This window comes from Halomonas sp. DP8Y7-3 (assembly GCF_019801675.1).
GTDB lineage: Bacteria > Pseudomonadota > Gammaproteobacteria > Pseudomonadales > Halomonadaceae > Halomonas > Halomonas litopenaei_A.
In genome coordinates, this window is the sequence record NZ_JAHVIO010000019.1 from 250,051 (window position 1) to 263,500 (window position 13,450).

14 protein-coding genes and 1 tRNA gene are annotated in these 13,450 nt (G+C 63.3%); 10 read left to right on the forward strand and 5 right to left on the reverse strand.

The genetic code is table 11. The annotated features are described in order from the left end of the window. Positions 1 to 74 precede the first annotated feature (74 nt). The 3 genes from KUV86_RS18715 to folE form a co-directional block, all read right to left on the reverse strand. Positions 75 to 1,535, reverse strand: a complete 1,461-nt coding sequence (locus KUV86_RS18715) for an NAD-dependent succinate-semialdehyde dehydrogenase (protein ID WP_206943317.1) — start codon at positions 1,533 to 1,535, stop codon at positions 75 to 77. 86 nt (positions 1,536 to 1,621) lie between these two features. After that, on the reverse strand, positions 1,622 to 2,035 hold the full coding sequence (gene folX / locus KUV86_RS18720) for a dihydroneopterin triphosphate 2'-epimerase (protein ID WP_222486118.1): 414 nt from the start codon (positions 2,033 to 2,035) through the stop codon (positions 1,622 to 1,624). Positions 2,036 to 2,078: 43 nt separating this feature from the next. After that, positions 2,079 to 2,636, reverse strand: a complete 558-nt coding sequence (gene folE / locus KUV86_RS18725; protein ID WP_206943322.1) for a GTP cyclohydrolase I FolE — start codon at positions 2,634 to 2,636, stop codon at positions 2,079 to 2,081. A 588-nt stretch (positions 2,637 to 3,224) separates the two neighbouring features. Here folE and KUV86_RS18730 point away from each other — a divergent pair. Beyond that, on the forward strand, positions 3,225 to 3,773 hold the full coding sequence (locus KUV86_RS18730) for a hypothetical protein (protein ID WP_206943324.1): 549 nt from the start codon (positions 3,225 to 3,227) through the stop codon (positions 3,771 to 3,773). Between the two features lie 76 nt (positions 3,774 to 3,849). On the opposite strand, the gene KUV86_RS18735 is transcribed toward KUV86_RS18730, so the two are convergent. Both KUV86_RS18735 and KUV86_RS18740 read right to left on the reverse strand, forming a co-directional pair. Next, complete coding sequence (locus tag KUV86_RS18735; RefSeq protein ID WP_206943326.1) at positions 3,850 to 4,839, reverse strand: serine/threonine protein kinase; 990 nt, start codon at positions 4,837 to 4,839, stop codon at positions 3,850 to 3,852. Between the two features lie 39 nt (positions 4,840 to 4,878). Then, positions 4,879 to 5,520 carry a ComF family protein gene (locus tag KUV86_RS18740; RefSeq protein ID WP_206943328.1) on the reverse strand — a complete coding sequence of 214 codons (642 nt, stop codon included), beginning with the start codon at positions 5,518 to 5,520 and terminating at the stop codon, positions 4,879 to 4,881. A gap of 184 nt (positions 5,521 to 5,704) precedes the next feature. Here KUV86_RS18740 and bioB point away from each other — a divergent pair, with 184 nt between their 5' ends. The 9 genes from bioB (at position 5,705) to KUV86_RS18785 (ending at position 13,433) form a co-directional block, all read left to right on the forward strand. Beyond that, a complete protein-coding gene (bioB, locus tag KUV86_RS18745; protein WP_222238650.1) occupies positions 5,705 to 6,796 on the forward strand; it encodes a biotin synthase BioB in 1,092 nt (363 codons plus the stop codon). Between the two features lie 88 nt (positions 6,797 to 6,884). Further along, the gene (bioF, locus tag KUV86_RS18750) at positions 6,885 to 8,060 is read left to right on the forward strand and encodes an 8-amino-7-oxononanoate synthase (protein WP_222486119.1); all 1,176 of its coding nucleotides are present in this window, start codon (positions 6,885 to 6,887) and stop codon (positions 8,058 to 8,060) included. Continuing rightward, positions 8,057 to 8,872, forward strand: coding sequence for an alpha/beta fold hydrolase (locus KUV86_RS18755; protein ID WP_222486121.1), 816 nt, complete (start codon positions 8,057 to 8,059; stop codon positions 8,870 to 8,872). Before bioF ends, KUV86_RS18755 begins: the two co-directional genes overlap by 4 nt. Further along, on the forward strand, positions 8,860 to 9,744 hold the full coding sequence (locus KUV86_RS18760) for a methyltransferase domain-containing protein (protein ID WP_222486122.1): 885 nt from the start codon (positions 8,860 to 8,862) through the stop codon (positions 9,742 to 9,744). The genes KUV86_RS18755 and KUV86_RS18760 overlap by 13 nt, the downstream gene beginning before the upstream one ends. A 50-nt stretch (positions 9,745 to 9,794) precedes the next feature. Then, a complete protein-coding gene (gene bioD / locus KUV86_RS18765; RefSeq protein WP_222486124.1) occupies positions 9,795 to 10,493 on the forward strand; it encodes a dethiobiotin synthase in 699 nt (232 codons plus the stop codon). A gap of 262 nt (positions 10,494 to 10,755) precedes the next feature. After that, positions 10,756 to 10,840, forward strand: a tRNA-Leu gene (locus KUV86_RS18770). 394 nt (positions 10,841 to 11,234) lie between these two features. Beyond that, positions 11,235 to 11,621, forward strand: coding sequence for a DUF3302 domain-containing protein (locus KUV86_RS20110; protein WP_206943339.1), 387 nt, complete (start codon positions 11,235 to 11,237; stop codon positions 11,619 to 11,621). Then, positions 11,621 to 12,748, forward strand: a complete 1,128-nt coding sequence (locus KUV86_RS18780; protein ID WP_222486126.1) for an HlyD family secretion protein — start codon at positions 11,621 to 11,623, stop codon at positions 12,746 to 12,748. Before KUV86_RS20110 ends, KUV86_RS18780 begins: the two co-directional genes overlap by 1 nt. Before the next feature lie 208 nt (positions 12,749 to 12,956). After that, positions 12,957 to 13,433 (forward strand): universal stress protein, encoded by a 477-nt coding sequence (locus tag KUV86_RS18785; protein ID WP_222486128.1) that lies wholly within the window; start codon positions 12,957 to 12,959, stop codon positions 13,431 to 13,433. The last annotated feature ends 17 nt before the right edge of the window (positions 13,434 to 13,450 follow it).

The following is a 13,450-nucleotide window of genomic DNA, read 5'->3' on the forward strand; positions in this document are numbered from 1 at the left end:
GACGCATGCGTCGAGGCCCTTTTAATGAGCGTCAGGAAAGCGGCCGCTATCGCTCACGGCCGCTCAGTTTGATGTCACTCACCGATGTCCATGCACAGGTACTTGGTTTCGAGGAACTCGGCCAGGCCCTGGTGACCGCCTTCGCGCCCCAGACCTGACGCCTTGACGCCGCCAAACGGGGCCGCAGCATTGGAAATCAAGCCGGTGTTGATGCCGACCATGCCGTACTCAAGTGCATCGGCAACCCGCCATACGCGGCCCAAGTCCTTCGAGTAGAAGTAGGCGGCAAGCCCAAATTCGGTATCGTTGGCCAGGGCAACCGCGTCTTCCTCGTCATCGAAGGGAAACACCGCCGCCAATGGACCGAAGGTTTCTTCTCGAGCCACCTTCATTTCGCTGCTGGCGCCACTGACCAGGGTCGGTGTGAAGTAGTTGCCGCCCAAGGGGTGAGGATGCCCGCCAATCCACAGCTCGGCGCCCTTGTCGACCGCATCCTGAACATGCTCATTGACCTTGCTGACGGCATTTTCGTCGATCAGCGGACCAATATTGACGCCGTCCTCGGTCCCGTCGCCAACCTGAAGCTCGCTGTTCATTGCCACCGCGAGCTTCTCGCTGAACGCGTTTACCACGCTCGACTGGACCAGGAAGCGATTGGTACAGACGCAGGTCTGACCGGCATTACGGAATTTGGCCGCCATGGCACCGCTGACAGCGGCGTCCAGATCCGCATCCTCGAACACGATGAACGGCGCGTTGCCGCCCAGCTCCAGCGACACCTTCTGAATATTCTGGGCCGCCTGGGCCATCAGCGTGCGACCGACTTCGGTCGACCCGGTGAAGGTGATCTTGCGCACGACCGGCGACTCGGTCAGCGCAGCGGCGATCTCGCTGGCCGAACCCGGCACCACGTTGAACACGCCACGCGGCACACCCGCACGCTCGGCCAGCAACGCCAGCGCAGTGGCCGACAAGGGGGTCTGACTGGCCGGCTTGACCACGATGGTACAGCCCGCCGCCAAGGCAGCCCCGGCCTTGCGCGTAATCATGGCGGCCGGGAAGTTCCATGGGGTAATCGCGCCACAGACGCCCACCGGCTGCTTGGTCACCACGATGCGCTGGCTGGACTTCACCGCTGGAATCGTCTCGCCGTAGACGCGGCGCCCTTCCTCGGCAAACCAGCGCAGGAAGCTGGCGGCGTAGACGATCTCACCAGCGGCTTCCTTGAGCGGCTTGCCCTGCTCAAGGGTCATGATGGTCGCAAGCTCGTCCTGATGCTCGAGCATCAGCTCGTACCATTTCATCAGGATGTCCGCACGTTCTTGTGCGGTCAGCGACCGCCAGGCCGGCAAGGCGGCCTCGGCCGCTCCGATAGCGGTCTCCGTCTCGGCCCGGCCAAGACGTGGCACTTGCGCGATGACCTCGCCATTGGCCGGATTGACGACCTCGATCTGATCCCCGCTGTCGGCTGCCACCCAACTGCCATCAATGTAGGCGAAGGGGCGATACAGCGGCATTTCCTGTAGGGCTTTCATTTAGCCTCCTGGCGATATGGCGAAAGGAACATCACTTTCATGCTAAGCGCTTCACCGGCGGATCGCCAACCCGTATCACACTGGCATCACGTCGACGTCGCATCCGCGGCGCGGGATGCTGACAGGGTGATCGAAACAGAGTCCGCAAACCGCAGCGCGTGGGGCTTGTCGATCTCGACCTGGGTGGTCAACACCTGCTCGTGACTCATGATCAGGTCGAGCACCTCACGGGTCATGCGCTCAAGCAATTGAAAGCGATTGCCTTCCACCAGGGCGATGACTTCCTTGGTGATCGTGCGGTAGTTCAAGGCCTGTTCAATGTGGTTGAACGCAACGGCCTTGTCCGCACGGTAGCGAATGACGGCGTTGATCACCACATCCTGGCGATTGAGGATCTCCTCCTCCTTGATACCGATGTAGGTGCGCAACCGCAGATTCTTGATGCGAATGGTGGCGAGATCGTGATCTAGATGCTGATCCCCCAGAACGTGCAGAGACATGGCCCCTCCCGTGTTCGAGGCAGGTTGACGACGGCGGCTGGTATCAGCGGCCACTGACCAGCGTCAGAAACTCCTGGCGTGTGCTGGCCTTTTCGCGGAAGGCACCGAGCATCACCGAGGATGTCATACTGGAATTCTGCTTTTCCACACCACGCATCATCATGCACAGATGGCGGGCCTCCACCACCACTGCCACCCCCCTGGCACCGGTCACCTGCTGGACCGCATCCGCAATCTGACGTGTCAGGTTCTCCTGGATCTGCATGCGTCGAGCATACATGTCGACGATCCGGGCAAACTTGGAAAGCCCCAGCACCTTGCCTTGAGGCAGGTAGGCGATGTGGCACTTGCCGATGAAGGGCAGCAAGTGGTGCTCGCACATCGAGTAGAGCTCGATATCCTTGACCAGCACCATCTCATCTGTCTCCGAGGAGAACACGGCCCCATTGACGATCTCTTCCAGCGACTGAGTGTAGCCGCGATTGAGAAACTGCATCGCCTTGGCGGCTCGCTTGGGCGTGTCGACAAGCCCCTCCCGCTCCGGGTCCTCGCCCAGCTCCTCAATGATGTGTCGATAGTGATTGGCGAGTGCTTCAGTCATGATCCAGCCCTTCAGGGGATACGCCCAGGCATGCCGGGAGTTTCGCTCCCAACTATACAAGACCTGTACGTTGAATGTTTAAAATACAACTATTGCCGATTCGTGCCCATAAGTCTACCGCAGCCGGCGCTTCGTCGCAGTTCGCGATGGCCGCTCGCCAAACCTACCGTTCGATATCCACGATGCATGACGTCGGGGAGACGCCAAACGACAGCCCAGGCCTGCGCGACCCGCTAGCGTCGAGGTGCCCGGATGCTCGTCATTGCCGGCGCCGATAACGTGACACAGTGTCGCGTAACGGTCGTGGTGGCTGCCCCGCTGTCAGCGCTGTGCTATCGTCGAACCGCCGTGTGGGGTGGCTGGGACAGGCCAACGTCCAGAGACCACTTCGCTCAGACTCATTCTTCGGAAAGATGCTTTCGTCAGCACGGTTCTTGATCCCATCGCGGCTCGTTAGCGAGCAAGGTTAGGTAGCGAGCGCGGTTCTGGATCAATCACGGTGCGCTTATGAGTACAGTGCCTGCCCTGTACGATCTTCTGCGAGAAACGCCTATGTCCTGCCGCCGCCTGAAGTCCCGGCCTTCATCATTGTCTATTGCCCTTCTGTCATCTCTCGCCTGCGTCGGCATGGCGCTTGCCGCCACCGCCCAGGCCGACAGTCTGGCCCTGCCCGCCCAATCTCGCATCGACGTCACCACGATCGACGGCATCGCACTGGACGGCGCCCAGGACCAGCTTCACGACGTCATGCTGACCCCTGCAAGCGACGCCAGCGGCCGCACCGATCTGCCGCACTATTGTGTTCTGGTGGGGGATGCCAAGCGTGACGGGGATCGCCTGAGAATCACTACACAGGCGCTGACCTGCGTGGAGACCGAGGGGGGAGACAGCCACATCTATTCGGGAGAATTGGTGGCGGGCGCCTATGACACGGACGGCCAGTTCGGGCTCGATGCCTGTGATGACAACGGCTGTGAGCTTGAGGCGAACCACGTCTTCCAGCTGGAACTCACCCACGCCCTCGACATCGAGCAGATGCCCAACCCTTCAGCCGAGCTGAATGCCGAGCGACGCCGCACAGGCCCCCGTACTGAGGCCGACGGCGAAGCCGAAGGCAACAACGAGACCGGCGACTAGACCTCACCTCCGCCACCGTCGTAAAGCGCGGGAGGCTGGCATCACTGCTCCCGCGCCTGCCGACCGAACAACGCCGTCAGCCTCCGGCCAACCAGCGCTCCTTGTCGGACAGCGCCAGGCGCTGCTGCTCCAGCTGGCGGATATGCTCATCCCAGTAGCCGTGATCCGCCACCCAGGGAAACGCTCTGGGAAAGGCAGGGTCTTCCCAACGCCCCACCAGCCAGGCGCTGTGACGCATCACGCGCAGCGTCCTCAGCGGTTCTATCAACGCCAGTTCGCCACGCTCAAACGGCAACACCTGTTCGTACCCTTCGATCACCTCGGACAGCTGCTGCGTCCTCTCCTCGGGAGCCTGGGCAGTAAACAACATCCACAGATCCTGTACCGCCGGCGCCATCAGCGCATCATCGAAGTCGACCAGGGCAAAGTGATCGTCTCGTCCCAGCATGTTGCCGACATGGCAGTCGCCATGGACGCGCAACGCAGCCCCTGCCGCATCATCGAAGCGCGCCAGGGTGGCTACCAGCGTCTTTGCTACCGAGGCATAGCTGTCGCGCTGACGCTGGCTCAACCAGTCGCTGCCAAGAATCGTCTCGCGGGCTTGCTCCGCCATGGTCGATGGCACCAGCTGTGCGCGGTGCATAAAGCGTCCGCGGCGCCCCACCTCGTGGACCCTGCCAATCAATTCTCCGAGCGCGAACAGATGATCAGGATTCTCCAGCTCGGGTGCCTGACCCGGCAGGTGGGGGAACAGTGCCAGCCGCTGCCCGTCGACCTCGTGCAGGCTATTACCCGCATCATCGCACCAGGGCGCGGCGACGTTCACCTGAGCCGCCTCGAGCTCTGCCAGAAAGGCGTGCTCTTCCTGTATCGCCTGCGATGAGAGACGACCGGGGCGGTAGAATTTGGCCACCCAGCGTCCGCCCTCTTCATCTCTGACCAGGTAGACGCGATTCTCGTAGCTGTTCAGCGCGAAGGGCTCACCCGATAGCCAGAACCCCAGGGACTCGATCGCGTCTACGACGCGCTGGGGCGACAGTTCATGGAAGGGGGTCGAGGTACTCATGGAGACTCCAGCGCGCAGGTGGGAAACGACCGCGGCAGCTTAACAGAGCCAGGGTGGCGGCGTCCTGGCCATTACCCAGGCATCGACTCGCTCGGCACCGGCGTCTCGGCACGCACTGGCCAGGCGCGAGAGAGTGGCGCCCGTCGTCATCACGTCGTCGACCAGCACCACATGGCGAGGCATGGGACCCGCCACGTCGAACATGCCCTTCACCTGACGTCGTCTGGCACTCGCCGTCAGGGTGTGCTGAGGCGGGTCATTGCGCCGCCGCTGACCACGGGTCACCGGCACGCCCAAGCGCCTACCAAGCTCGAAAGCCAACCATTCGCTCTGGTCGAAGCCCTGCTCACGCGCCCGCTGCCGATGTCTCGGCACTCCCATCAAGACATCCGGAACCGTCGTTTCGCGTGCCTCCAGGGCCCACAGAAACAGGGCGATCAACTGATGTGCGCTGGGCCGATGGGCCCCAGCCTTGAAGCGCTGGACCAACCGGCGAATCTCGTCACGATAGATCAGTGGCGCTACTACCGTGTCCAGCGCGAGGGGGGTGGTCAAGCAGCGCCCACACAGGCGGGTCCCGGCTGGCCTTGCCTCCAGGGCTGGCGCCAAGGGTTCTGCACAACGCTCGCAGGGCGCCACGTTCCACGCCAGGCAGGCCTGACAGCGTCGGCACAACGGCATCCGGGGTCCGACTCCTGGCTCAACGGCCAGATGCGGCGCCAAGCACCAGGGGCAGCGCTGTGGCAACCACCTGGCCAGCACGTGGTCAACTTCAGCGAGCCTGCAGGTTGACAGGCGGGTCAAACGCCCTATCCTGTCCGTCAACTTACCTATTTTAAAAAAGTTGACCAAAGCGAGACACTCCATGTCGGCCACCGTGACCTCTTCTTCCACCCTAGCCCTGGACAGTACCCCGCGCCACGACTGGTCCTTTGATGAAATCGAGGCCCTCTTCGCACTGCCCTTCAACGACTTGATGTTCAAGGCACAGACGATCCATCGCCAGCACTTCGATGCCAATGCGGTACAGGTGTCCACCCTGCTGTCGATCAAGACCGGCGCTTGCCCGGAAGACTGCAAGTATTGCCCCCAGTCCGGCCACTACAACACCGGTCTGGACAAGGAGAAGCTGCTCGAGATCGAGAAAGTTGTCGCCCAGGCCCGTTCCGCCAAGGACGCTGGCGCCAGCCGCTTCTGCATGGGAGCCGCCTGGCGCAGCCCGCGCCAGCGTGACCTGGACGTCGTGCTCGAAATGGTCAAGCAAGTGAAGGCGCTGGGTCTTGAAACCTGCATGACGCTCGGCATGGTCGATGGGGATCAGGCGCGCCAGCTGGCGGATGCTGGTCTCGACTACTACAACCACAACCTGGATACCTCCCCCGAGTACTACGGCGAGATCATCACTACGCGCAGCTACGCCGACCGCCTCGACACCCTCGGCAATGTGCGCGATGCCGGCATGAAGATCTGTTCCGGCGGGATCCTTGGCATGGGCGAGTCCGCTCGGGACCGCGCAGGCCTGCTGAGGCAGCTGGCCAACCTGTCGCCGCACCCCGAATCGGTGCCCATCAATATGCTGGTCAAGGTGCCCGGCACTCCGCTCGAGAATGTCGAGGACCTCGACCCCATCGAATACCTGCGGGCCATCGCTGTCGCCCGCATCATGATGCCGGCCAGCCATGTCCGCCTGTCCGCCGGGCGCGAGCAGATGGATGAGTCGACCCAGGCCCTGGCATTCATGGCAGGCGCCAACTCGATCTTCTACGGCGACACCCTGCTGACCACCGGCAACCCCCAGGTGGAACGCGACAAGGCGCTGTTTGCCAAGCTCGGCCTGCACCCGGAACAGCGCGAGAGCTGCGCCACCGACGAGCAGCAGGCGGAGGCCCTCAGCCGTGAGGTGAAACGTCAGGCCAGCGTCGCCCAAAGCGAGCAGTACTACGACGCCGCCGTCTAACGACGCTGCCCCAGATGCCTTTCACCTGCCTGCCCCTGCGGCTGATTGCCGATGCCAAGCGGGGGCAATGCAAGGCACAGAGAACACCATGAGCCAGACCTGGAACGATTACCTGAGGCTACGCGCCGACCAACGCCGGCAGGCCCAGCGCTGGCGCCAACGCCAGACACAGCGGCGGGATCTCGCGCTGCTCGATATGGCGGGCAACGACTATCTGGGCCTGCGCACCGACCCACGCCTGGCCGAAGCGGCCAGCGACGGCGCTCGTCGCTACGGCAGCGGCGCGGGAGCCTCGCATCTGGTGACCGGCCATGGTGAGCTGCATGAGGCCCTCGAGGAGGCCCTGGCACGACTCACCGGCCGGCCGCGAGCATTGCTCTTCTCCACCGGCTACATGGCCAACCTTGGGGTCATTCAAGCCCTGTGCGATCCCCATGTTCAGGTGTATCAGGACCGTCTCAACCATGCTTCGCTGATCGACGGGGCACGACTGGCGGGCGCCCGCTCACGCCGTTACCACCACCTCGACCTGGCCGACCTCGACCGGCTGATGACCCGTGCGCCGGAGAAGTCCCTGGCACTGGCCATCAGCGACGGGGTGTTCAGCATGGACGGCGACTGCGCCGACGTCGGGGCGCTGGCCCGACTGTGCCAGCGCCATGGGGCCTGGCTGATGATCGATGATGCCCATGGCGTTGGCGTGCTGGGCGAGCGTGGTGACGGCTGTGTGGGTCAGCGCTACGACAGCCAGCAGGTGCCGATCCTTGTCGGCACTCTGGGCAAGGCGCTCGGCACTGGCGGCGCCTTTGTCGCCGGAGACGATGCCTTGATCGAGCACCTGATTCAGTTCGCCCGGCCCTATGTGTACACCACCGCCATGCCGCCCCCGGTGGCCGCAGCCTCGCTCAAGGCCCTGGAGCTGCTTGACGCGGAACCCGAGCGCAGGCAGCACCTGCATTCGCTGGTGCAGCTGTTCCGGGATGAGGCGTCGCGTTTGGGCCTGCCACTGCTGCCATCGCGCACACCGATCCAACCGATATTGCTGGGAGATGAGTCACGCACCCTGGAGTGGGCGCGGCTGCTGGAAGCCAGTGGCATCAAGGTCGGAGCGATTCGCCCGCCCACCGTGCCCAATGGCCAGTCCAGACTGCGCATCACGTTAACCGCCGGCCACAGCCACGACGACATCCAGCGCCTGCTTGACGCCCTGGCCAGCTGTCAGCGGCTGGTCCCGGCCGACAGCATGGAAGAGGTTGGCGCATGACCCGCCTGGTACTGCTCTCAGGCTGGGCCATCGATGCCCGTGTCTTTGCCCCTCTCGCCCCGCATTGGTCCCAGGGCTGGGATGTGCATGCCATTGACTGGCCGGGCATGGGCACCAAGTCGTCGTCCCCATTGGCTGACCCGGGCTCCATCAGTCAGCTTGCCGAGGCCATGTCTCCTGAGTTGCTGCCCGACCAGGATACCTCGGTGGTGTGGGTGGGCTGGTCGCTGGGAGCTCTTCAGGCTGCCGCCTTGGCACGTGTCATGGGGCCTCCTGATGCGCTCGTGCTGATCGGCATGGGCCCGACCTTCTGCCACCCCGCAGGGGTCAGTCAACAGGCACTCGCCGACTTCAACAGCGCCTTTCACCGTGACCCAGACCGGGCAGTCGAGCACTTCCTACGCTGGCAGCTATCGGCAGAGCCTGAGCCTCGCCCGTCACTGGCGTCGCTCAAGGCACTGCTGAGACCGCAGGCACAGGCCGATCACGCCACTCTCGCACAAGGACTCTCGACGCTGGCCCAGGAGGATATTCACGACGTTTTCCTCAAGCCGCCCTGCCCGACGGCCACCCTGTGCGGACACGACGACCCGCTGATGGCGCCTGCGGTGCGCCATGCCGCGGATGAGCGCATCGCCGCCAGCGGACACTGCCCCATGCTTAGCCAACCGCAGCGGCTGGTCGAGGCGGTGGAGCGACAGGCACAGCGCCTGCTGGCGCACCGCCAGTCAACAGGACACGGCTACCCCCGTCAGACCTCCAGGCCCGAGCGCGACCGACCTACCCCGAGGGAGGCAGCATGGCAACGCTGACACAGGACGCACCACTCGGTGATGAGACCTCCGCCAGCCATTGGCGGCAACGGGTGGATCGGGCCTTTTCACGGGCAGCCCCACGCTATCGGCAGCTTGCCCGCGCGCAGCTCGCCATGGCCCAGTCGTTGCTCGACGATTTGCCGCCACGGCACGCCCAGGCTCGCCAGAATACGGTGAATGATCACGAGCCCGTCCAAAACGTCCTGGATCTGGGCTGCGGCCCAGGGGATCTCACCTGGCAGATGTGCGATCGCTATCCCAACGCCCAGGTAATAGGACTGGACCTGTCACTGGCAATGCTCGCTGAAGCTCGCCGTCATGCTGCCCGTCCGGACGATTCACGCCCCTGCAGCGCCAGTGCATCGTCTCCTGTGTGGTTGAAGGCAGATGCCCAGTCCCTGCCTCTGGCGACGGCCAGCATCGATCTGCTGGTATCCAACCTGGCCATCCAATGGTGTCCTGACCTGGCGCAGGTACTGGCAAACGTGCATCGCGTCCTGCGCCCGGGCGGCCGGGCGGTGATCAACACCTTGCTACCCGGCACCCTGCATGAGGTGGCCAGCGCATGGCAGCGTCCCGGCCATTCCAGCGGCGTGCTGGTGTTTCCCAGCCTGGCTCAGCATCAGCAGTGGGTCGATCAGAGCCCTTGGCAGGATGCCGTCCTGCGACCCCGCGAGGTCACCTTTCACTACCCGGACATTCACGCCGTGATGGCTTCCATCAAGGGCGTCGGCGCCCAGGTGGCGCGGCCTGGCGCTGGCCTGACCCGCCGGGAACTGGCCCAGGCAAAGCAGCGTTACGAGCGCTTGCGCACGCCACAGGGACTTCCCGTGACCTACCACCAGCTGACGTTGGTACTCACCCGCTGAGCTCTCTGGCTCCCCATGACCCTCAGATTTCTGTAAGATGGACCCGTGCCATGACCTGCTATTTCGTGACCGGCACCGACACCGATGCCGGCAAGACCCTCGCCAGTTCCGCGCTTTTGGCGCTCGCCAGACGCCAGGGCCTCAGCACCCTGGGCCTGAAACCGGTGGCGTCTGGCTGCCAAGCTACGGCTGCAGGGTTGAGAAACATCGACGCCTTGACGCTCCAGGCCCAGAGTCGGCCTGAGGTCGACTACGCCACGATCAATCCCTATGCCTTCGAGCCCCCCATTGCCCCTCATCTGGCAGCGCGCTACGCCGACGCCGAGCTGACCTTGGCCAGGCTGGAACGGACCATTGCGCCGTCCCTGGCGCTGGGCCGCGACCTGACGCTGATCGAGGGCGCTGGCGGCTACCGCGTCCCGCTGAATGAGCAGGAAGACCTGGCAGGCCTGGCCCCTCGCCTTAGGCTGCCGGTCATTGTTGTCATTGGCCTCAAGCTGGGCTGTCTCAATCACGCCTTGCTGACCGCAGAAGCGCTGGCCCGTGACGGCGTGGTCTGCGCTGGCTGGATTGGCAACCTCATCGACGCTGACTTTGCGGCAGATGAAACCCTTTACCAGGACAACCTTGCCCATCTGACCGCGCGGCTACCGGGGCCTTGCCTGGGCATCATTCCCCGCCTGGAAGGCAGGGACCACAAGGAGCTGGCGCAGCAGGCCGCCGAGTACCTGACGCTTCCCTCCGGTTAGGCCTTGGCTTTATCGCGTCGCTTGATTCGTTGCCTTTTTGTCTCGCTGCCTTTGTTCTTATTGAATTAGCTCTCATTGCACTAGCTCTCATTGCATTAGTGCTCATTGCCTACGGCATGCTCCCTTCGCCTCAGACATGAGCGGCCTGTCACCAAGGGCCCATCGCCATCCGCCTGGGCCCTGATGGCTGCGGCGTCGCCCAACAGCTGAAAAAGTTGACTTGCCGGTCAAGCAACGTACAATGTGCACCGCTCACCTGCATGCGGATGTGGTGGAATTGGTAGACACGCTAGATTTAGGTTCTAGTGCCTTAGCGCGTGGGAGTTCGAGTCTCCCCATCCGCACCATCTTGATATCCCTCAGCTTTTCCCGATCCCGACCACGTTGTCTCGACGCACTAGATTATCGAACGTGACCGAATCGTGACGTCACTCTTTCAGAACATGTTCGGAAGGTGCTAGGAACGTGCCTCGCCAGGCGCTCCGTGATGACGCCCACTTGTCCTCTTTGATCGCTTTATTGCAGCGATAGCCATCGCGCTCACATGCCTGAGGACATCGCTCGCCTCCCCCCTCTCGTCGCATATCACGCTCTGGCATAGCGGCGCTGTGCTGTGGCCACCGGCGCGTTGACAACTGCCACGAAGCCGCGACGAATCGGACCACCGCTCGTGCTATCTTTAGCGGCGAACGGTACGGGATGTGCGTTCTTCCAAAAGCATTCAAGAAAAAAGGCCCCTGCATGCTGAACTACTTTGCCCTTGGCATTCTCTTTTTTGTCGCCTTGACGCTGTTCTACGGGGTTATCGTCATTCACGACATTCCCTATGGCATCGCCAAGAAGCGCAATCATCCTCATCAGGATGCTATCCACGTAGCGGGCTGGGTCAGCCTCTTCACCCTGCATGTGCTGTGGCCCTTCCTGTGGATCTGGGCCACCCTGTATCGCGATGATCGCGGCTGGGGCTTTCAGCAGATCGAGCAGGAACAGGCCAGGGAACGCAACGAGATCGATCAACTGAGGGCGGAGCTGGAGCAGCTCAGGCAGCGGCTTGATCGGCAGGAATCAGGGCAGGCTACCCCGACGGCCGAGACCGTCAGCTCTACCCAGCAGGGAGGCCAGTCCTGATGGATCTGCTTATCGTCCTGACCTACGCCGCCATCTGCATCGTCATCTTCAAGGTGTTTCGCATCCCACTGAACAAGTGGACAGTGCCCACCGCCTTTCTGGGCGGCGTGATTATCGTCTCGACGCTGGTGCTGTTGATGAACTACAACCACCCCTTCACTCGCCAGGTGCGTCAGGCCTACGCCGTCACGCCGCTGGTGTCGGAAGTACGAGCCCGCGTCACGTCGGTCAACGTATCCCCCAACACCCTGGTCAAGGCCGGCACCCCGCTGTTCACCCTCGATGCACGGCAGTTCGAAGCCAAGGTGGAGCGTCTGACCGCCGAGCTGGAAGACACCTTGCGCAACTCTGACAGCCGCAGCGCAGGCGTGGCTGAGGCGGAAGCCAACTTGCTGGCCGCCCAGGCGGATCGCAACCAGGCCCAGCGCACCCTGGCACGCTACCAGGCGGCCTCATCGGCCTTCAGTCGACAGCAGATCGATGAAGCGGCCCAGGTCGCCGAGACCACCGCCGCCCGGGTATCCCAGGCCCAGGCAGCGCTGGAAAGAGCTCAAGCGGAACAGCGTCCCGATGCCAATGATCAGGACCCACTGGTGATCGCCAAGCGGGCCGAACTGGCCCAGGCCCAGTACGACCTGGAGAACACCATTATCCGAGCCCCGACAGACGGGTATCTTACCCAGCTGGCGGTACGCCCCGGCATGATGGCGGTGCCGCTGCCGCTCAAGCCGATGGGAGTCTTCGTGCACGATGAGCCAGGTCGTTTTACTGGCGCCTTCCGTCAGCAGGCGCTGAACCGCATCCAGCAGGGTGACGAAGCAGAGCTGACCTTCACGGCCTTGCCTGGCCAGGTGTTCAGCGCAGAGGTCATCGAGGTGCTTCCCGCCATCGCCGAGTCTCAGGTCGCGGCAGGAGATCGCCTGCTGGGCGCAGACGCCTTCAAGACAGTGGATGCTCCGGCGCTGGTGACATTGCGGCTGCTGCCGGACCAGGACGTGCCCGACCTGCCGTTGGGCATCAGCGCCCAGGCGGCGGTCTACACCGAGCACTTCCATCACGTGGCCATCATGCGCAAGGTGCTCCTTCGCATGCTCGGTTGGCAGCACTACCTCTATCTGGATCACTGACGCCAAACGACTCAGCCAAGCCCCGGGCGTCCCTACCGACGCCCGGGGCTTTTTGCTGGGCGCTGCGCCGCTGCAGGCCAGACGGCTGAAGCACCAACAATAGCCCTGGGCGCCCGTAAACGCTGACCATCATGATCCAAATCAAGAACTTGGCGGACGCTCTGATCCTACAATTCCTGCATGATCAGTCACCACATGGACCGCGGCGATGTTCACCAAGATTCTGGTACCGGTAGACGGCTCTTGCTACTCCCGTGAAGCGCTGAAGGTGGCCTGCACGCTACTCAATGCCCATCGCAGCGACGATACTTCGCCCGCCGGAAACGCAAGCGCCGGCCAGCTAGTCTTGCTGCACGTGCCAGAAGAGCTCGGTTCGGAACCCGCCTTCGTCTGGGGCGTCTCCGCCATCGCCGCTGGTGCTGCCCTGGATGAGCGAGAGGCCATCGGCAGAGAGATTCTCGACAACGCCGGGCGTGACGCGCTGAGCCTGGGGGTTTCCAAACCGATGATCCTGCTGCGCCACGGCAGCCCAGGCCAGGTCATCCTCGACGTGGCCCGTGAGCACGGCGTCGACGCCATCGTCATGGGGCATCGCGGTATGGGCAAGTTCAAGGCCCTGATCGAAGGCAGCGTGTCACGCAAGGTCAGTCATCACGCCCGCTGCCGAGTGGTGACCGTGCACTGACGCCCGTATGAAACGAA

Coding starts and splice junctions, on each gene's coding strand:
- KUV86_RS18715 (WP_206943317.1), bottom strand. CDS start 1,535: ATGAAAGCCCTACAGGAAATGCCGCTGTATCGCCCCTTCGCCTACATT.
- folX (WP_222486118.1), bottom strand. CDS start 2,035: ATGTCTCTGCACGTTCTGGGGGATCAGCATCTAGATCACGATCTCGCC.
- folE (WP_206943322.1), bottom strand. CDS start 2,636: ATGACTGAAGCACTCGCCAATCACTATCGACACATCATTGAGGAGCTG.
- KUV86_RS18735 (WP_206943326.1), bottom strand. CDS start 4,839: ATGAGTACCTCGACCCCCTTCCATGAACTGTCGCCCCAGCGCGTCGTA.
- KUV86_RS18740 (WP_206943328.1), bottom strand. CDS start 5,520: ATGCCGTTGTGCCGACGCTGTCAGGCCTGCCTGGCGTGGAACGTGGCG.
- bioB (WP_222238650.1), top strand. CDS start 5,705: ATGTCGGCCACCGTGACCTCTTCTTCCACCCTAGCCCTGGACAGTACC.
- bioF (WP_222486119.1), top strand. CDS start 6,885: ATGAGCCAGACCTGGAACGATTACCTGAGGCTACGCGCCGACCAACGC.
- KUV86_RS18755 (WP_222486121.1), top strand. CDS start 8,057: ATGACCCGCCTGGTACTGCTCTCAGGCTGGGCCATCGATGCCCGTGTC.
- KUV86_RS18760 (WP_222486122.1), top strand. CDS start 8,860: ATGGCAACGCTGACACAGGACGCACCACTCGGTGATGAGACCTCCGCC.
- bioD (WP_222486124.1), top strand. CDS start 9,795: ATGACCTGCTATTTCGTGACCGGCACCGACACCGATGCCGGCAAGACC.
- KUV86_RS20110 (WP_206943339.1), top strand. CDS start 11,235: ATGCTGAACTACTTTGCCCTTGGCATTCTCTTTTTTGTCGCCTTGACG.
- KUV86_RS18780 (WP_222486126.1), top strand. CDS start 11,621: ATGGATCTGCTTATCGTCCTGACCTACGCCGCCATCTGCATCGTCATC.
- KUV86_RS18785 (WP_222486128.1), top strand. CDS start 12,957: ATGTTCACCAAGATTCTGGTACCGGTAGACGGCTCTTGCTACTCCCGT.